This is a genomic window from Parageobacillus galactosidasius (assembly GCF_002217735.1).
Classification (GTDB): Bacteria; Bacillota; Bacilli; order Bacillales; family Anoxybacillaceae; genus Parageobacillus_B; species Parageobacillus_B toebii.
The window spans coordinates 1,124,528-1,141,725 of sequence record NZ_NDYL01000002.1 but is presented as its reverse complement, the minus strand read 5'-3'; the positions used below and the strand labels follow the sequence as shown (position 1 = coordinate 1,141,725).

Genomic DNA, 17,198 nt, shown 5'->3' with positions numbered 1-17,198 from the left:
AAAGACATGATGTTGGTTATATTTTTATACTCCCTCCTCCTCGGCTCGTTTTTTAACGTTGTCGGGCTTCGCGTGCCGGCGGGAGGGTCGATCATGTTTCCTCGTTCGCATTGCCCGCGCTGCAAGCGGCAGCTTACGGCGCGGGAACTTATTCCTGTTGTCTCATACGTTTGGCAAGGCGGAAAGTGCCGGGGATGCGGGGAGCGAATTTCTTTGCTTTATCCGTTTGTTGAGCTGTCGACAGCGATTCTTTTTACGATTTCGCCGCTTTTGGTGGGATGGTCAAAAGAATTGATCGTATGCTGGACGCTCATTTCGTTATTGATGATTATCTTTGTTTCCGATATTCGCTACATGATTATTCCCGATAAAGTGCTGCTTGCATTTGCGGCGATATTTCTTTTAGAGAGGCTGTTTATTCCGTTCATTCCATGGCGGGATGCGCTTGTTGGCGCGACGGCTGGCTTTTTGCTGCTTTTTCTCATTGCCGTCATCAGCAAAGGCGGCATGGGCGGCGGCGATATTAAATTGTTTGCGCTGCTTGGATTTGTGCTTGGATGGAAAACGGTGTTGCTTGCGTTCTTTTTTTCCACGTTTTATGGAACCGTAATTGGGCTTATTGGCATGGCGCTTGGCAAAGTCCGGCGCCGGGAGCCGATGCCGTTCGGTCCGGCGATCGTTCTTGGGTCATTAACGGCCTATTTTTTTGGACAAGACATCGTCGAATGGTATAAGCAAATGATTTTCTTTTGATATGAGGGGAAAACATGAATATGTTTACGCTGTTTCAGCCAAGGCATAAAGTCGCGAATCTAGTAATAAAAGACCATGTCATTCGATATGTAGAGACAAAGCCAAACGACCCATTATCCGTTCATAAATGGGGAGAGCACCATCTTCCAAAAGGAATTATTCATGACGGAAAAATCATCGATCGCGAGACATTAGAAATGATTTTAGAAGAATGTGTTGATGAATGGAAATTAAAAAAACGCCGCGTTCGTTTCATTGTGCCAGATCCCTTCGTGATTATCCGCCGGCTTCCGCTTCCTGCTGATTTGGAAGAAGATGAAATTCGCAGTTATTTGTTTATGGAATTAGGAACAACGATTCCGTTGCCGTTTGATAATCCGGTGTTTGACTACATTGTTTTGGAAAAGACGCAGGAAGCGACCGCTGTTTTGTTATTCGCTGCTCCAGAAGATTCGGTGTTAAGTTATGCGCAGCTTTTAGAAGATGTAAAACTTCGCCCGATAGCTGCTGATGTTTCTCCACTATGCGCATATCGTCTTTTTTATATGGCCGATCAAGTGAAGAAAGACGATCATATTTTGCTTATTCAGTTTGATCAATCTTCTGTCAATGTTAGCGCATTTGATGAACATAAACCTGTTTTTATGCGCCATCTTTTGCTGGAGCAGTATGAAGAAATAAATATGGAGAAAGATCAACAGCTCGTTGATCCGTTTGAAGATATATATAAAGAAATGGAACGGATGATGAGCTTCTATTCCTTTTCCATCCATCAAGGAAAACAGCAAATTACCCGTGTATTTCTAATGGGGGATCATCCGCGTTTGTCCCATATTTATCAAGCGCTGCAAGAACGGCTGGACGTTCCTGTAGAACAGCTTTCGGCTGCGATGGCAAGTGCAGTGGATGCGCGCTATCATCTCGCATGGGGACTTGGATTAAAAGAGGGAAATGACGATGATCGTTGAGATAAATTTACTGCCAAAAAAAGAACCGAAAAATGTTGTCTTTCTTTTTATCACAGTGATCATAACTGCGATTGTCTTGATTGCCGCGGCTGTTTTTTATGTTCTTATCGACAGAGCGGAGACGCAAATCGACTCACTAGAAAAAGAGCTGAAACAGACGCAGGCGCTTCAAGCGATCGAACAGCAGAAGCTTGCGGATATGCAATCTGTAAAAGAAATAGAAGAATTAGATAAAACAGTGCAATGGGCGAAAGATTACCCGCTTAAAATGGTGCCTCTTTTGCGCAACATGACGAAATTGCTCCCAGAACGCGGATTTATCATGAACTTTTCCTATGCGGAGGATGGAACGGTAACGGTTTCGGTGCAATTTGATACAAGCGAGCAAGCGGCCTATTATTTAAAACGGCTGTCGGACGCAAAATTTATTGCCGATGTGCAACTGAAAAGTCTTACTGCGGTGAATGCAAACGAAAAAAGCGATGAACAAGGGACAACCGAAGAACAAGTAGTACCGCGTTATCTCGCACAATATGAAATGCATATTCGCAAACAAGCGCTAGAAGAAAAGGAGAAACAATCATGACCGTACGTTTCTCAAAACGACAGCTTTTCGTTTTTGTTCTTTTGCTTATTGTCCTTGGCGCCGCGTTTTCAGGCCTTTATTTTTATATGCTTTATCCGCGTTACCAACAAATTGAAGAGTTAAACAATACGGTGGCAAGTGAGAAAAAAATATTGGCTGCTACAAAAGCAGAGATTGCCAAACAAAAGTCCAGTTTGCCGGAAAGTGTCGTGGAGCTTCAAAAAAAGATACCGGTCAAGCCGCTTACAGAACAGCTATTACTTGATCTGGAAAAAGCAGAAGTAGTTTCAGACAGCACGATTTCTAGCATGACTTTTAATGAAGAGGAAAATGCAACAGGAGAGCAGCAAAAAACGGATGCATCATCAAAGACAGAACAATCTTCTTCTAGGCTGCCGGACGGATTAAAAAAAGTGACGGTGCAATTGACGGTGCAATCCCCGTCATACTATCAGCTTGAGCGTTTTTTACAGACGCTTGAAAATCTTAACCGCATTGTGTCGATTGAATCGCTGTCTTTTACTGGAAATCCGGAATTGACATCGGTAGATACAGAAGTGAATCCGTTAACCTATTCGGTAACGGTCAGCGCATTTTATTATCCGAAATTAGCAAAATTGCAAAATATGCTGCCGCAAATAGACGTTCCCCCTCCGAGCAAAAAGCGGAATCCACTAACAGAAATCATTCCTGAGGGGCAACCGTCATCGCAGCAGTAATGGATGGCGAACAGCTGTGCACTTATTCGGAGCAATCGCCGGAAGTTCCTGTCGAAGCATTGTCTGTTCAGCAAATACGTGACCGATAATAGCAAAATTTGCCGAAATTATCCGAGAACAAGACGACAAATGTCTTGTTCTTTTTTTCTTTGTTTATGATAAGATAGGCGAGAAATGAAAGAATAAGGATGGTGACATAATGGACAAGCATGGGCAAGAAATTACGGTGAAAATTAACGGAAAAGAGCAGCCGTTTACTACGGATAAGCCGAAACATATAGAGAGTGTTTTGGAAAAAGAAAAGGAGGCGGAGTCAGGGGCATTTGTTTCTTTCCAACCACAAAAGAAAAAGAAACGTAAACAGCGCTCGTCAATTACTGGCGCGTTCAACGCACGGGTTAAATCTGCTATTTTTTCAATCGCGATGGCGATCATTATTGGAACATGTTTTGGATTCATCGTATTAAATGTGATTCCAAAGCAAAAAACTCATTCACCGCAAACGATGGAAACGGCGCTGCCGATTCCGATAGAGTCCAAAACTTCGACAAATCCAGCCACGAAATCTGCTAATGAGACTGCTATTTCTCCATTTACGGTCAGCGTGATTCAAGCAGGAGTATTTACGGATCGAGAAGCAGCGGCTGCCTATGCCAAAAAACTCCAATCTTCCTCCATTCCTGTTGTAGCTGTTGGAGAAAAACCAGTTGCTTTGTTTATTGGTGTTGCAAATGATAAACAACAATTGCAAGCAGTAAATGAATTGTATAAACAGAAGGCACAAAGTACATACGTAAAATCGCTATCGTTTGTAAATAACAGCGACCAACGCACCCCAGTAATAAAAGCAGGTGAAATGTTATATGCACAAATGGCTTCTATTTCTGCTGCTTTATTAGGAAAAGGTGATGTAAAAACAGATGATTGGGAAAATATAGAAAAAAGTTATAAACTATTTATATCAGAAACAGTTTCTAACGACGATCATATAAAGCAATACGTTTCTCACATGAAAAAAGCATATTATTCATTAACTGTTTATAAAACAAGTAAACAAGAGGCGATGCTGCAGAAAACGCAACAAGAATTGTTAAAAGCGTTAAAATCGTATATTGCCATTTTCCCATTGCGAAGCTAGCGGGCTTCTTTTTTTTTTCGCGTTTTTTCGACTTTGAGAAATTGTGTTGAATCGCAAAATTTGGTACGATACATGTGTATCTTCCGATTTGAAACGAATGCAAAAGGGTGATATGGATGAAACAGTTGATTTTAGCCTCAAGTTCCCCTCGTCGAAAACAGCTGCTTGAATTAGCTAACCTCCGCTTTCAAATCCTCGCTAGCCACATTGATGAGCAAATTCATGAAGCCAAGTCCCCAGAACAAGCCGTACAGCTGCTTGCCTATCGTAAAGCAAAAGCTGTTGCCGATCACTATCCTCATTCGTACGTCATCGGGGCGGATACGGTCGTCGTTTATCAAGATAACATTTTAGGAAAGCCGAAAACAGAAGAAGAAGCAGCGGCCATGCTGCGCATGTTGTCAGGCAATGAACACGATGTACTAACAGGAGTAGCCATTCTTTCCCCAAACGGTCAATCATTGTTTGTGGAAAAGACAAAGGTGTTTTTTTGGGATTTAACAGAAGAAGAAATTTTCGATTACATTGCGACAGGAGAACCGATGGACAAAGCGGGAGCGTACGGTATTCAGGGACGCGCTGCTTTATTTGTCAAACGTATTGAGGGAGATTATTTTAACGTTGTCGGGCTGCCGTTGTCACGGACAGTGCGTGAGCTGAAGCGCCTTGGTTGGTAACTTTTTTCGGTTGATAAAAAGAAAAAAAGGAGTGAATATAAAATACGATGACGTTTATGATTCGCGATGTGCCAAAGGATGCCCGCCCACGTGAACGGCTTCTTTCTTCTGGTCCGGAAAGTTTGGCTGATCACGAGCTGCTTGCCATTTTGCTTCGGACAGGAACAAAGGAAGAATCGGTATTGCAGCTTGCTCATCGCTTGCTTAAGCATTTTGAAGGACTTCGGCTGTTAAAAGATGCTACGATTGAAGAAATAACAAGCATTAAAGGAATTGGGACAACGAAGGCGGTTCAAATTTTGGCGGCAATCGAGCTCGGCAGACGAATTAGCCGTCTTAGTTACAATGGGAGATATGTGATTCGTTCCCCAGAAGACGGAGCAAAATATGTCATGGAAGATATGCGTTTTTTGTCCCAAGAACATTTTGTCGCTATTTATTTAAATACAAAAAATCAAGTGATTCATCGAAAAACAATATTTATTGGCAGTTTAAACGCCTCTATCGTTCATCCGCGTGAAGTGTTTAAAGAAGCGATTAAGCGATCTGCTGCCTCGATTATTTGTGTGCATAATCATCCCTCCGGCGATCCAACTCCAAGTCGAGAAGATATTGATGTGACGAAACGCCTTGCCGAATGCGGTCGGATTATTGGGATTGAATTGTTAGACCACCTCATTATTGGTGATCAAAAATTCGTTAGTCTGAAAGAAAAAGGATATGTGTAGTAGTTCTCATTTTTTGTCGAATAAGTTATAATAACAACTATGAGTTTTTATCATGTTTTGGGCGGTGTCGTACAAAACATTGAAACAACAACATGGGTAAATTCGACAAATTTAGCGGATCGTTATAAAAGCATTTCGTTTCAGAAAGGAAGATATAGAGTATGTTTGGATTTGGGACAAGAGACCTTGGCATCGATTTAGGAACAGCAAATACGCTCGTGTATGTAAAAGGAAAAGGAATTGTTGTTAGAGAACCATCTGTTGTTGCGTTGCAAAAAGATACGAAACAAATTGTCGCTGTCGGTAATGAAGCGAAAAATATGATTGGTCGGACTCCTGGAAATGTCGTCGCACTTCGTCCGATGAAAGACGGGGTGATCGCTGACTACGAGACAACGGCGACGATGATGAAATATTACATTAAACAAGCGACAAATAAAGGATTTTTTGCAGGGAAACCGTACGTGATGGTATGTGTACCGTATGGGATTACCGCTGTAGAAGAGCGCGCTGTCATCGATGCGACGCGTCAGGCGGGAGCTCGTGATGCCTATACGATTGAAGAGCCGTTTGCTGCAGCGATCGGTGCAAACCTTCCAGTATGGGAACCGACGGGAAGCATGGTCGTTGACATCGGCGGTGGTACGACAGAAGTTGCGGTTATTTCTCTCGGCGGCATCGTCACGAGCCAATCGATTCGCATCGCTGGTGACGAGATGGATGAGGCAATTATTCACTATATCCGCAAAACGTATAATTTAATGATTGGCGAACGGACAGCGGAGGCGATTAAAGTCGAAATCGGCTCGGCAGGGGATGCAGAAGGAATTGGAAAAATGGAAATCCGTGGCCGTGACTTATTGACAGGACTTCCGAAGACCATTGAAATTAGCGCAGAGGAAATTGCGGAAGCATTGCACGATACGGTTTATGCGATTGTTGATTCCGTAAAAAATACGTTAGAAAAGACACCGCCGGAATTAGCTGCCGATATTATGGACCGCGGCATCGTGCTTACAGGCGGAGGCGCATTATTGCGCAATCTCGATAAAGTCATCAGCAAAGAAACGGATATGCCTGTTATTATTGCTGAAAATCCGCTCGATTGTGTAGCAATTGGAACAGGAAAAGCGTTAGATCATATCGATTTATTTAAAAACAAAGCGAGAAGCCATCGCTGACGGTAAGAGGGTGTCAACATCATGCCACAGTTCTTTTTAAACAAACGGCTCATTTTATTGCTTGTCAGTATTATTATCCTCGTGGCATTGATTGGTTTTTCCTTAAAAGATCGCAATGAACTGACATGGTCTGAGCAGTTTTTAAAAGATACAACCGGTTTTGTCCAGCTAATTTTCCATAAGCCCGCACAACTCGTTGCGGGCTTCTTTGAGAATGTGAATGATATAAGGAATACATATAAAGAAAACAAGCTGTTAAAAGAACGCCTCGAGGAATATGTATCCTTAGAAGCGCAAGTGCAAACATTGAAAAAAGAAAATGAAAGGCTTCGTGCTCTTTTAAATAAAAAAGAAAGCTTGCGTGATTTTGTTCCAATTCAGGCGACTGTTATTGGAAGAAACCCAGACCGTTGGCAAGAAACGGTCATCGTCAATAAAGGCCAGCAGCATGGTGTAAAGAAAGATATGGCGGTGATTACACCAGAAGGGCTAGTAGGAAAAGTGCAGCATGCCGCCCAATTTACTTCCACGATTCAATTGTTGAGTGCATCGGATCAAAAAAATCGAATTTCTGCATATGTACAAGGAAAGGAAAATGTCTTTGGATTAATCGAAGGATATGATGAAAAACGAAGAGCGTTGTTGTTAAAAGAAATTCCTTTTGATGCAAAAATCAAGAAAAAACAAAAAGTGTTAACATCCGGCCTCGGCGGAATTTTCCCAAAAGGCCTTGTCATTGGCGAAGTGATGGAAGTAGTGCCAGATCAATACGGGCTGACAAAAATGGTTTACGTGAAACCAGCAGCTAATTTTTATGACATTGATGACGTGATTATTGTAAAAAGAAAAATTGATGAGACATTTGAGGAGAGGGAGGAAGCAAAATGAAAAAATGGGCGCTTCCTTTCCTTGCCGTTTTATGTTTTGTTAGTGAAAGCATTTTTGTTGATTTGTGGCCAAAGAACGAGCTGTATATGCATTATTTTTTTGTACCGCGCTTTTTTCTTGTTTTTCTTGTTTTCACCACTATTTATATAGGAAAAACGCGTGCGATGGTTTACGGGTTTATTTTTGGCGTGCTTTATGATTGTGTATATACGGAATTGCTTGGGGTTTATGCATTTGCATTTACTTTAATCGCTTACATAGTATCGAAAGCGATGAAAGTGTTTTATCAACATTGGTTAATCGCTTGTTTTCTTAGTCTTCTTTCTATCACCATTCTTGAATTATATGTATATGGAATTCAACTGCTCATTGGAAGAACCGATATGCCTTTTGAAGCATTTTGTTCTGAAAGATTATGGCCAACGTTGTTGTTAAATGCCGTGTTTCTTATTTTACTTTCATACCCATTGAAACAATGGTTAGTAAAAATCAAACGTTTTGAGCGGGAAGAGTAAAAAAGGAAAATGAATGTTTTTTGTAGAATTATTCGTTGAGGTGAACGTTGTGACGAAACCAAAACAATATATAACGATTAAAGGGACGAAAGATGGACTAACGTTGCATCTCGATGACACGTGTTCCTATGATGATCTATTAAAAGAACTGGAAGAAAAACTAACGGTAAGCGAAAAGGCAGAATCGGACGGTCCGCTCGTTTCTGTTCATCTCAAAGTTGGAAATCGTTATTTAACTCCGGAACAAGAAGAAGAATTGCGCACATTAATTCGCCGCAAAAAAAATTTGGTCGTCGAATCGATTGAAAGCAATGTGATAACGAAGAAAGAAGCGCTAGAGTGGAAACGGAAAACGGAAATTGTGTCAGTTTCAAAAATTGTTCGTTCGGGTCAAGTGTTGCACGTAGAAGGAGATCTTTTATTAATTGGCGACGTCAATCCAGGAGGAACCGTTATTGCTGGCGGAAATATTTTTATTCTCGGAGCATTGCGGGGAATTGCTCATGCCGGATATTACGGAAATAAAGAAGCGGTCATCGCCGCATCCATTATGAAGCCAACACAACTGCGAATCAGCGATGTGATGAATCGGGCGCCCGATTACAAAACGGATGAGCGGAATGAAATGGAATGCGCATATATCGATGATCATAATCAAATTGTTGTGGATCGCTTGCAGCTGCTTATGCATTTGAGGCCGAACTTGACGCGGTTAGAAGGGAGAGTGTAACAGTGGGAGAAGCTATCGTCATTACATCAGGCAAGGGTGGCGTCGGAAAAACGACAACAACTGCAAACGTTGGAACAGCGCTGGCCATACTTGGAAAGCGAGTTTGTCTTGTGGATACAGATATCGGGTTGCGTAACCTCGATGTTGTAATGGGGTTAGAAAACCGCATTATTTATGACCTGGTTGACGTTGTGGAAGGCCGTTGCACCGTGCAAAAAGCGCTAGTAAAAGATAAACGATTTGATGATCATCTCTATTTATTGCCTGCCGCGCAAACAAGCGATAAATCCGCGGTCACTCCAGAGCAGATGAAACAGTTGGTGGATGAGTTAAAGCAAGACTATGATTATGTGTTAATCGATTGCCCGGCAGGTATTGAGCGAGGTTATAGAAATGCCGTGGCGGGAGCGGATGAAGCAATTGTTGTAACAACGCCGGAAGTATCGGCAGTGCGTGATGCTGACCGGATTATTGGTTTACTAGAAAACGAGGAACATATAAAGCCACCAAGGCTTATCATTAACCGCATTCGCAGCCATATGGTAAAAAACGGAGACATGCTTGATGTCGACGAAATCGTCATGCACTTATCCATTGATTTATTAGGAATTATTGCCGATGATGAAAACGTCATCAAAGCTTCCAATAAAGGGGAGCCAATCGTTCTTGACCCGAACAGCAAAGCATCGATTGCGTATCGTAATATTGCGCGAAGAATTCTCGGAGAGTCCATCCCGCTGCAGCCGCTGGAAGATGAGCAAAAAGGAATTTTCTCGAAAATTAAAAAATTATTTGGCGTACGTTAATCCCTGCTGATCAAAATAGCAGGGATTTTTTTATTTATCATATCCTCCAAGGTTGTCTAATAAACTAGTACAAACTATGTTTGGAAGGGATGGTGAGGAATAATGAATCGACGTGCTCGAGAAATTCGTAAGCGAATTGAAAAACGGAGAAAAGAAAGGCAGCATTTTGGGACATCACATCAGGAATTGTGGGCGATCACAGATGAAGAACGATACGGTCAGCCAGTAGTGACGTATGATCGCTATCCATTTGATGAAGAGAAACATCCAATCTTTAACAAAGAAACATTTATTTTGAAAATGCTTCTTTCCGCCTGTCTTGTTTTAGTAACAGCCATTTTATTTAAAAATCCATCTGATTCGTTAGAACCAGCCCGTCAGTTTGTGAAAAATACGATGGAGAAAGAATTTCAATTTGCTGCCGTTTCAAAATGGTATGAAAAGCAGTTCGGCGAGCCGCTTGCGCTAATTCCTACAGAAAAACAAACAAAAACAATGCCAAAACAATATGCCGTTCCTGCATCAGGACGAGTTCTGGAAAGTTTTAAGAAAAACGGTCAAGGGGTTATGGTAGAGACAGCTAGCAATGCGAAAGTGGAAGCGGTGAATGAAGGAATTGTTATATTTGCTGGCACCAAGGAGAAGCTTGGGAAAACCGTAATCATTCAACATGCAGATGGAAGCGAGTCATGGTATGGCAACTTAGGTACGATTGCCGTAAAACTGTACGATTTTGTAGAAACGGGCAAGGAAGTTGGAACAGCGATGACGAACAGCCATGATCAAACAAAGGCGGTATTTTATTTTGCCATTAAACAAGGAGATCATTTTATTGATCCGATTCAGGTGATTTCCTTTGAGTAAGTATGTCGCATTGTTTACAAAAATTCATATACATCCGCTATTATGGCTGTTTGGTGGTATTGCGGTGATCACCGCGCATTTTAAGCAATTGTTTCTTTTATTTCTTATCGTGTTGATTCATGAGCTTGGACACGCTGTTGCTGCTGCTTTTTTTTCATGGCGCATCAAACAAATTTTACTGCTTCCGTTTGGGGGGGTAGCCGAAGTAGAGGAACACGGAAATCGTCCGTTTCATGAAGAACTTATTGTAACGCTAGCTGGACCAGTGCAACACCTTTGGCTGATGGGTATTGCGTTTTTTTTATGGAAAGCGGGTTTTATGACGGACGAAGGATGGAGTTTATTTGCTCATTACAATGTCGCGCTTCTTTTTATTAATCTACTGCCTATTTGGCCGTTGGATGGGGGAAAGCTGCTATTCCTTGCATTGACCCGCTACTTTCCTTTTAGTGAAGCGCATAAAAAAATGATCATTCTGTCATTTGTAGCACTTATGTTGTTTTTCAGCAGTGTTCTATTGTTGCAGCCGCAGCAATTTGATTTGTGGATCATGATGATATTTCTCTTTATTTCGTTATGGAAAGAGTGGAGACATCGCCATTATGTGATGATGCGGTTTTTACTCGAGCGCTATTACGGAAAACGAGGAAGCTATGCGAAATTACGGACTATTCATGTTTCTGAGGAAGAGACGATTATTCAAGTGCTGCAAAACTTTTACCGTGGCCAGAAACATTCTATTGTTGTTACAAAGCGCAATCATGAGCGAGTAACATTGGATGAAAATGAGTTGCTTCATGTATTTTTTTCTGAAAAACAATCAAACGAGAAACTGGGAAATCTTGTTTATATATGAATGAATTTGATGAACCTCTCCCACCTCCATTCCTTTAGAGGTGGGAGATTTCATGGGAAAAATGTTAAATGTATTGACAGTTCTAGTTGTATTATGGTACTATTTCACGTGTTGTAGACAATTTTGTACCGTTTGCGAAAACGGACAAAAGACGGTGCAACGTATTTTTAGCACCCGTACTACAACCGCTCAGCGCGGGTTTATAAAGCGTTCGGCATCCCGAACCGCCTTGTCGCTGGCGAGTCTGAGTCTATATAGGGAGGTGCAATTCATGTACGCAATTATCGAAACTGGCGGTAAACAAATTAAAGTAGAAGAAGGACAAGAAATCTACATCGAAAAAATCGACGCCCAAGAAGGCGAAACGGTAACGTTTGACAAAGTATTATTCGTAGGCGGCGAAACAGTAAAAATCGGCAACCCTACAGTAGAAGGGGCAACGGTAACGGCGAAAGTACAAAAACACGGCCGTCAAAAGAAAATTATCGTTTTCAAATATAAGGCGAAAAAGAACTATCGTCGCAAACAAGGCCACCGTCAGCCTTACACAAAAGTAGTAATTGAAAAAATTAATGCATAAAGGCATTTGGGATGATTAAAGTAGAAATTGAGCGCACAAAGGAAGGTAAAATTCGCGCATTTACGATAAAAGGACATGCGAATTTTGCAAACCATGGGCAAGATATCGTTTGTGCTGGAGCATCTGCAGTGTCGTTTGGCGCGGTCAATTCGATCATCGCGTTAACGAACGTTCAACCGCATATTACACAAGGAGAAAATGGCGGCTATCTCCGCTGCGAGCTTCCTGTTATTGAAAATGAAGCAACGGCAGAGAAAGTTCAGCTCCTCCTTGAAGCGATGCTCGTTTCTTTACAAACGATAGAACGTGATTACGGAGAATATATTCGCGTTATTCAACGATAGCGGGAGGTGACATAGATGCTAAGACTAGATCTCCAATTTTTCGCATCGAAAAAAGGGGTAGGTTCGACAAAAAACGGACGTGACTCCATCGCGAAACGCCTTGGCGCAAAACGCGCTGACGGCCAATTCGTCACTGGCGGTTCGATTCTTTACCGTCAACGCGGTACGAAAATCCATCCAGGATTGAACGTTGGCCGCGGCGGCGATGATACGCTTTATGCGAAAATTGACGGCATCGTTCGTTTCGAACGTCTCGGCCGTGACCGCAAAAGAGTAAGCGTATATCCTGTTAGCAAAGAAGCATAAGCAAATGAGAAGGAAACTCTAACCTTGTCTTGGTTAGAGTTTTCTTTTTGTTTTTTCAGAAAAGCGTGAAAAAGCATTCACGTTTCTTGTAGAAAAATGCTATAGTAAAGATAAATGGACGATCGATCAAGTTGTGTGATTGATGAATAGAACGCTACGGATGGAAAAATAGTGGAGGATAGTGGAACACGAATGGAAAAGCAATGGAGAATAGTGGATGTATTGCGTCATTCCCGCCACGACTGGCTGAATAAAATTCAGCTTATTAAAGGGAATTTGACGCTAAATAAAATAGAGCGAGTTTACGAAATTATTGATGAAATTATTGGCGAGATGCAGCAGGAAACGAAGCTTACCAATTTAAAAGCGGTACAATTTGCGGAATGGATGATGACTTATAATTGGCAAACACGGCTTATTTCATTAGAATATGAAGTGCTTGGGGATGAATGTGATTTATCCTCTTATGACGAAGATTTAACAACATGGAGCAGCAATTTTTTGAATTTAATGGAACAACAAGCGGATAAGCATGACGAAAATCATATGAGCATTTCCATTGAAGTGTTAAGCGAGGAAGTAAAGTTGTTTTTTGATTACAGCGGAACGATAAAAGATAAGGATATCATTGTTCAATGGCTTCGTGAGCATCGACAGCAAGCGGCGATCCATCTCGAATCTTTTGATATACATAATAATGAGATGACCGTACTTATAAAAATTATCCTTTGACGGCATTCGTGATGGAACAGGTGGCCGCGGTTTACTGAATAGATATAATAAAAGCTACTTATTTTTATCTTAATTAGGCGAGAAGACTCCCACTTCAACGAAGCGAAGCGGAGTAAGTGGGAGATGAATCGCCTTAACTATATTTTGCTGAAAATAGGATAGATTCAGTAAAATATAGTATCATATAGTTAGATGGGAGGTGAAAAAATGTATTTTTGTATCAAACAACAGCTAAATGGTTTGACCAAAGAAGAATACTTGACTCTTCGAGAACTGTGCCATATTGCCAAGAACATGTACAACGTCGGAGATTAAAAAGTATTAATCAATGGTTTAACAAAGAAAATGCCAGACTTCAAAGCATTAAAGATAAGCAAAAAATCAAAGGTACAACCCGTAAACAAGCTTTGCTTGCTATGAATCGCAATAATAAAGTGAATGATTATATCAACAAGACTTGCCGTTACATCATAAACTACTGTATTGAAAATCAAATTGGCAAACTTGTCATTGGCTATGCGGAAACATTGCAGCGCAATATGAATCTAGGAAAAAAGACAAATCAAAACTTTGTCAATATTCCTCTCGGTAATATAAAAGAAAAACTAGAGTATCTTTGTAAATTTTACGGCATTAAATTCTTCAAACAGGAAGAGTCATATACGTCTAAAGCCAGCTTTTTTGACGGGGATGAGATTCCTGAATATAATGCCGACAATCCAAAAGAATATAAGTTCAGTGGCAAACGTATTAAGCGCGGCTTGTATCGAACAAAGTCTGGCAAACTAATCAATGCTGATGTCAATGGCGCATTAAACATCTTAAAGAAAAGTAAAGCTGTAGACCTGAGTGTCTTATGCTCTAGCGGCGAAGTGGACACGCCTCAAAGAATAAGGATTGCTTGAAGCAGTCAAACTTCTTTGGAAGCCCCCACTTCAAATTTTCGCTAGAAAATTAAGTGGGGGTAGTTCACTAGTGGATGGATGCAACATTTTTACTGAGAGCATCAAGCGTTTGCTTGCCGACCTTGTGCACTATTTTACATGAACAGAAACGATCGTGTTCCTATATAAGACACTATTATTTCTGGTTTTTGTGCAAAATAATAAACAGTCATGGCATCAAGAATAGATCGGAGGAAAACAAGATGTTTGTCGACCAAGTGAAAATTTACGTAAAAGGCGGCGATGGCGGCAACGGAATGGTTGCGTTTCGCCGTGAAAAATATGTTCCAAAAGGCGGACCTGCCGGCGGTGATGGCGGAAAAGGCGGAGACGTTGTCTTCGTCGTTGACGAAGGATTAAGGACGCTCATGGATTTTCGTTATCAGCGTCATTTTAAGGCGCCAAGAGGCGAAAATGGCATGTCGAAAAATCAGCACGGAAAAAACGGTGAAGATTTGATCGTCAAAGTACCGCCGGGGACGGTTGTCATCGATGCGGACACCAATCAAGTATTAGCGGATTTAACGGAAAACGGTCAACGATTTGTCGTCGCAAAAGGCGGACGCGGCGGACGAGGAAATACACGTTTTGCCACGCCGGCAAACCCTGCACCGGAAATCGCGGAAAACGGGGAGCCGGGAGAAGAACGCAATGTCATTCTCGAATTAAAACTGCTCGCTGATGTCGGCTTAGTCGGTTTTCCGAGTGTTGGAAAATCAACGCTTCTGTCCGTCGTTTCTGCGGCGAAGCCAAAAATTGCCGAATATCATTTCACTACGCTCGTTCCTAATTTAGGCGTGGTCGAAACGGATGATGGCAGAAGCTTTGTCATGGCCGATTTGCCTGGGCTGATTGAAGGCGCCCATCAAGGCGTCGGATTAGGCCATCAATTTTTGCGCCATATCGAACGGACGCGCGTCATCGTCCATGTCATTGATATGGCGGCGACAGAAGGGCGGGATCCGTACGAAGATTACCTAGTGATCAACGAGGAGTTAAAACAATACAATTTGCGGTTAACGGAACGCCCGCAAATTATCGCTGCCAATAAAATGGATATGCCGAATGCCGAAGAAAACTTGCAAAAGTTTAGAGAAAAAATCGGGGACGATGTGCCGATCTTTCCGATTTCCGCGGTGACTAAACAAGGAGTGCGCGAACTGCTATTTGCAATCGCCGACCTTTTAGAAACGACGCCGGAATTCCCGCTTCACGAAGTGGAAGAGCCAGCGGTTCAGCGCGTTGTCTACAAGTATGAAAAAGAGGAGCCGCCATTTACGATTACAAGAGGCAGTGATGGAGCGTTTATTCTATCTGGAGAAAAAGTCGAAAAGTTATTTAAAATGACTGATTTTTCAAGAGAGGAATCCGTTCGCCGTTTCGCCCGACAGTTGCGGGCAATGGGGGTCGATGATGCGCTGCGTGAGCGCGGTGCGAAAGATGGAGACATTGTAAGGCTTTTGGATTATGAATTTGAGTTTGTTGATTAACGCTTAAAGGGGCAGGGGAGGGAGGCACGATGGATAAAAAATTTTACTTAGTTCGTGAAGACGTATTGCCAGAAGCGATGCGAAAAGTGCTTTTAGCAAAAGAATTGCTAGAGCGAAAAAAAGTTGATTCTGTCGCGGAAGCAGTGCGGTTAGTGGATGTCAGCCGGAGCATATTTTATAAGTATCGTGACGCGGTATTTCCGTTTCAAGCGGTAGTGAAAGAAAGTATTGTTACATTATTTTTTCATTTAGAAGACCGCTCCGGCACCCTTTCCCAACTGCTTAGCGTTGTTGCGGCAGCTGGTTGCAACGTGCTGACGATTCATCAGACGATTCCGCTTCAAGGTCGTGCAAATGTTACTCTATCTATTAGCACAAACGAGATGAAAGAAGATATTGAGGAGCTGCTTGCGAAGTTGCGGCGGCTTGAATTTATCGAAAAAGTTGAAATTGTTGGCTCGGGAGCGTATTAAAGTAAGGGAGAGGCAATTAAAATGAAAATTGGTTATTTAGGGCCAAAAGCAACATTTACCGATTTAGCGGTAACAACGATGTTTCCTCGCGCAGAAAAAATTCCATACCATACCATTCCAGAATGCATTGATGCGGTAAGCAATGAAGAGATTGATGCTGGGGTAGTACCGCTTGAAAATGCGTTAGAAGGCTCGGTTAATTTAACGCTTGATTATTTAATTCATGAACAATTGCTTCCAATCGTTGGGGAAATTATCGCACCCATTCAACAGCATTTAATGGTCCACCCATACCATGCGCATCATTGGACGGAAGTGAAAGAAATTTATTCCCACTCACATGCGATTGCGCAATGTCACAAATTTTTGCACGCTAATTTAAAAAAAGCAAAGCACGTATATATGACATCGACAAGCGCAGCTGCGAAATTCGTCAGCGAACGTCCGCACCTTCCGATTGCGGCGATTGCCAACCGGCTGGCGGCCGAAGAATATGGGCTTACGATCGTGCAAGAAAATATTCACGATTATGATTATAATCATACCCGTTTTATTATCGTCCGCAAGCAAAACGAACCGCTGAAAATCGATTCGCCGCTGTATGCTGGGGATAAAACGACATTGATGGTGATGCTTCCGAAAGATCAGCCCGGCGCTCTTCACCAAGTGCTTTCCGCGTTTGCGTGGCGCAAATTAAACTTGACGAAAATCGAATCCCGCCCTGCGAAAACGGGATTAGGAAACTACTTTTTTATCATCGATATTGACCAAAAGATGGATGAAGTGTTAATTCCAGGTGCGATCGCTGAGCTTGAAGCGCTCGATTGCACCGTGCAAGTATTAGGGAGTTATCCGTATTATATTATATAAACCTCTCTCCCTATATTTTCGCTTAGCGGAGGAGGCTGTGATAAAAAATA

21 protein-coding genes, 1 pseudogene and 1 other annotated feature are annotated in these 17,198 nt (G+C 42.0%); all 22 genes and pseudogenes read left to right on the top strand.

Annotated elements, in window-relative coordinates; translation table 11 throughout:
* Nucleotides 1-6: 6 nt before the first annotated feature.
* The 22 genes and pseudogenes from B9L23_RS15400 (at nucleotide 7) to pheA (ending at nucleotide 17,148) form a co-directional block, all read left to right on the top strand.
* A complete protein-coding gene (locus B9L23_RS15400) occupies nucleotides 7-753 on the top strand; it encodes a prepilin peptidase (protein ID WP_089098341.1) in 747 nt (248 codons plus the stop codon).
* 14 nt (nucleotides 754-767) lie between these two features.
* Nucleotides 768-1,721 carry a type IV pilus biogenesis protein PilM gene (gene pilM / locus B9L23_RS15395; RefSeq protein WP_089097958.1) on the top strand — a complete coding sequence of 318 codons (954 nt, stop codon included), beginning with the start codon at nucleotides 768-770 and terminating at the stop codon, nucleotides 1,719-1,721.
* A complete protein-coding gene (locus B9L23_RS15390) occupies nucleotides 1,711-2,307 on the top strand; it encodes a PilN domain-containing protein (protein ID WP_062753065.1) in 597 nt (198 codons plus the stop codon). Before pilM ends, B9L23_RS15390 begins: the two co-directional genes overlap by 11 nt.
* Nucleotides 2,304-3,026 carry a hypothetical protein gene (locus B9L23_RS15385; protein WP_062753063.1) on the top strand — a complete coding sequence of 241 codons (723 nt, stop codon included), beginning with the start codon at nucleotides 2,304-2,306 and terminating at the stop codon, nucleotides 3,024-3,026. Before B9L23_RS15390 ends, B9L23_RS15385 begins: the two co-directional genes overlap by 4 nt.
* 199 nt (nucleotides 3,027-3,225) lie before the next feature.
* The gene (locus tag B9L23_RS15375; protein WP_245842436.1) at nucleotides 3,226-4,164 is read left to right on the top strand and encodes a stage II sporulation protein B; all 939 of its coding nucleotides are present in this window, start codon (nucleotides 3,226-3,228) and stop codon (nucleotides 4,162-4,164) included.
* A 116-nt stretch (nucleotides 4,165-4,280) separates the two neighbouring features.
* Nucleotides 4,281-4,841: a Maf family protein gene (locus tag B9L23_RS15370; protein ID WP_062677144.1), complete on the top strand. Its 561-nt coding sequence runs from the start codon at nucleotides 4,281-4,283 to the stop codon at nucleotides 4,839-4,841.
* Between the two features lie 47 nt (nucleotides 4,842-4,888).
* Nucleotides 4,889-5,569 carry a RadC family protein gene (gene radC / locus B9L23_RS15365; RefSeq protein WP_015864657.1) on the top strand — a complete coding sequence of 227 codons (681 nt, stop codon included), beginning with the start codon at nucleotides 4,889-4,891 and terminating at the stop codon, nucleotides 5,567-5,569.
* Between the two features lie 161 nt (nucleotides 5,570-5,730).
* Nucleotides 5,731-6,750, top strand: coding sequence for a rod shape-determining protein (locus B9L23_RS15360; RefSeq protein ID WP_089097956.1), 1,020 nt, complete (start codon nucleotides 5,731-5,733; stop codon nucleotides 6,748-6,750).
* Between the two features lie 21 nt (nucleotides 6,751-6,771).
* On the top strand, nucleotides 6,772-7,638 hold the full coding sequence (mreC, locus tag B9L23_RS15355; protein WP_062677146.1) for a rod shape-determining protein MreC: 867 nt from the start codon (nucleotides 6,772-6,774) through the stop codon (nucleotides 7,636-7,638).
* Nucleotides 7,635-8,153: a rod shape-determining protein MreD gene (gene mreD, locus B9L23_RS15350; protein ID WP_062753055.1), complete on the top strand. Its 519-nt coding sequence runs from the start codon at nucleotides 7,635-7,637 to the stop codon at nucleotides 8,151-8,153. The genes mreC and mreD overlap by 4 nt, the downstream gene beginning before the upstream one ends.
* A gap of 13 nt (nucleotides 8,154-8,166) precedes the next feature.
* The gene (gene minC, locus B9L23_RS15345) at nucleotides 8,167-8,883 is read left to right on the top strand and encodes a septum site-determining protein MinC (RefSeq protein WP_015864653.1); all 717 of its coding nucleotides are present in this window, start codon (nucleotides 8,167-8,169) and stop codon (nucleotides 8,881-8,883) included.
* A gap of 2 nt (nucleotides 8,884-8,885) precedes the next feature.
* Nucleotides 8,886-9,689 (top strand): septum site-determining protein MinD, encoded by an 804-nt coding sequence (gene minD / locus B9L23_RS15340; RefSeq protein WP_015864652.1) that lies wholly within the window; start codon nucleotides 8,886-8,888, stop codon nucleotides 9,687-9,689.
* 102 nt (nucleotides 9,690-9,791) lie between these two features.
* Entirely contained in the window at nucleotides 9,792-10,553 is a 762-nt protein-coding gene (locus tag B9L23_RS15335; RefSeq protein ID WP_089097955.1) for a M23 family metallopeptidase, read from the top strand.
* A complete protein-coding gene (locus tag B9L23_RS15330; protein WP_089097954.1) occupies nucleotides 10,546-11,409 on the top strand; it encodes a M50 family metallopeptidase in 864 nt (287 codons plus the stop codon). Before B9L23_RS15335 ends, B9L23_RS15330 begins: the two co-directional genes overlap by 8 nt.
* A 173-nt stretch (nucleotides 11,410-11,582) precedes the next feature.
* Nucleotides 11,583-11,665, top strand: a sequence feature (ribosomal protein L21 leader region).
* Nucleotides 11,666-11,680: 15 nt separating this feature from the next.
* Nucleotides 11,681-11,989 (top strand): 50S ribosomal protein L21, encoded by a 309-nt coding sequence (gene rplU, locus B9L23_RS15325; RefSeq protein WP_015864649.1) that lies wholly within the window; start codon nucleotides 11,681-11,683, stop codon nucleotides 11,987-11,989.
* An 11-nt stretch (nucleotides 11,990-12,000) separates the two neighbouring features.
* Entirely contained in the window at nucleotides 12,001-12,333 is a 333-nt protein-coding gene (locus tag B9L23_RS15320) for a ribosomal-processing cysteine protease Prp (RefSeq protein ID WP_015864648.1), read from the top strand.
* A 15-nt stretch (nucleotides 12,334-12,348) separates the two neighbouring features.
* A complete protein-coding gene (gene rpmA, locus B9L23_RS15315; protein ID WP_015864647.1) occupies nucleotides 12,349-12,639 on the top strand; it encodes a 50S ribosomal protein L27 in 291 nt (96 codons plus the stop codon).
* Nucleotides 12,640-12,831: 192 nt separating this feature from the next.
* Nucleotides 12,832-13,371 (top strand): sporulation initiation phosphotransferase B, encoded by a 540-nt coding sequence (locus B9L23_RS15310; RefSeq protein WP_081188785.1) that lies wholly within the window; start codon nucleotides 12,832-12,834, stop codon nucleotides 13,369-13,371.
* 296 nt (nucleotides 13,372-13,667) lie between these two features.
* A pseudogene (locus B9L23_RS15305) lies at nucleotides 13,668-14,276 on the top strand (RNA-guided endonuclease TnpB family protein); the annotation flags it as partial.
* Between the two features lie 242 nt (nucleotides 14,277-14,518).
* Complete coding sequence (gene obgE / locus B9L23_RS15300) at nucleotides 14,519-15,805, top strand: GTPase ObgE (RefSeq protein WP_015864645.1); 1,287 nt, start codon at nucleotides 14,519-14,521, stop codon at nucleotides 15,803-15,805.
* 29 nt (nucleotides 15,806-15,834) lie between these two features.
* Nucleotides 15,835-16,278 (top strand): ACT domain-containing protein, encoded by a 444-nt coding sequence (locus tag B9L23_RS15295; protein ID WP_015864644.1) that lies wholly within the window; start codon nucleotides 15,835-15,837, stop codon nucleotides 16,276-16,278.
* Between the two features lie 21 nt (nucleotides 16,279-16,299).
* Nucleotides 16,300-17,148, top strand: a complete 849-nt coding sequence (gene pheA, locus B9L23_RS15290; RefSeq protein WP_015864643.1) for a prephenate dehydratase — start codon at nucleotides 16,300-16,302, stop codon at nucleotides 17,146-17,148.
* Nucleotides 17,149-17,198 lie beyond the last annotated feature (50 nt).

Coding starts and splice junctions, on each gene's coding strand:
- B9L23_RS15400 (WP_089098341.1), top strand. CDS start 7: ATGATGTTGGTTATATTTTTATACTCCCTCCTCCTCGGCTCGTTTTTT.
- pilM (WP_089097958.1), top strand. CDS start 768: ATGAATATGTTTACGCTGTTTCAGCCAAGGCATAAAGTCGCGAATCTA.
- B9L23_RS15390 (WP_062753065.1), top strand. CDS start 1,711: ATGATCGTTGAGATAAATTTACTGCCAAAAAAAGAACCGAAAAATGTT.
- B9L23_RS15385 (WP_062753063.1), top strand. CDS start 2,304: ATGACCGTACGTTTCTCAAAACGACAGCTTTTCGTTTTTGTTCTTTTG.
- B9L23_RS15375 (WP_245842436.1), top strand. CDS start 3,226: ATGGACAAGCATGGGCAAGAAATTACGGTGAAAATTAACGGAAAAGAG.
- B9L23_RS15370 (WP_062677144.1), top strand. CDS start 4,281: ATGAAACAGTTGATTTTAGCCTCAAGTTCCCCTCGTCGAAAACAGCTG.
- radC (WP_015864657.1), top strand. CDS start 4,889: ATGACGTTTATGATTCGCGATGTGCCAAAGGATGCCCGCCCACGTGAA.
- B9L23_RS15360 (WP_089097956.1), top strand. CDS start 5,731: ATGTTTGGATTTGGGACAAGAGACCTTGGCATCGATTTAGGAACAGCA.
- mreC (WP_062677146.1), top strand. CDS start 6,772: ATGCCACAGTTCTTTTTAAACAAACGGCTCATTTTATTGCTTGTCAGT.
- mreD (WP_062753055.1), top strand. CDS start 7,635: ATGAAAAAATGGGCGCTTCCTTTCCTTGCCGTTTTATGTTTTGTTAGT.
- minC (WP_015864653.1), top strand. CDS start 8,167: ATGTTTTTTGTAGAATTATTCGTTGAGGTGAACGTTGTGACGAAACCA.
- B9L23_RS15335 (WP_089097955.1), top strand. CDS start 9,792: ATGAATCGACGTGCTCGAGAAATTCGTAAGCGAATTGAAAAACGGAGA.
- rplU (WP_015864649.1), top strand. CDS start 11,681: ATGTACGCAATTATCGAAACTGGCGGTAAACAAATTAAAGTAGAAGAA.
- B9L23_RS15320 (WP_015864648.1), top strand. CDS start 12,001: ATGATTAAAGTAGAAATTGAGCGCACAAAGGAAGGTAAAATTCGCGCA.
- rpmA (WP_015864647.1), top strand. CDS start 12,349: ATGCTAAGACTAGATCTCCAATTTTTCGCATCGAAAAAAGGGGTAGGT.
- B9L23_RS15310 (WP_081188785.1), top strand. CDS start 12,832: ATGGAAAAGCAATGGAGAATAGTGGATGTATTGCGTCATTCCCGCCAC.
- obgE (WP_015864645.1), top strand. CDS start 14,519: ATGTTTGTCGACCAAGTGAAAATTTACGTAAAAGGCGGCGATGGCGGC.
- B9L23_RS15295 (WP_015864644.1), top strand. CDS start 15,835: ATGGATAAAAAATTTTACTTAGTTCGTGAAGACGTATTGCCAGAAGCG.
- pheA (WP_015864643.1), top strand. CDS start 16,300: ATGAAAATTGGTTATTTAGGGCCAAAAGCAACATTTACCGATTTAGCG.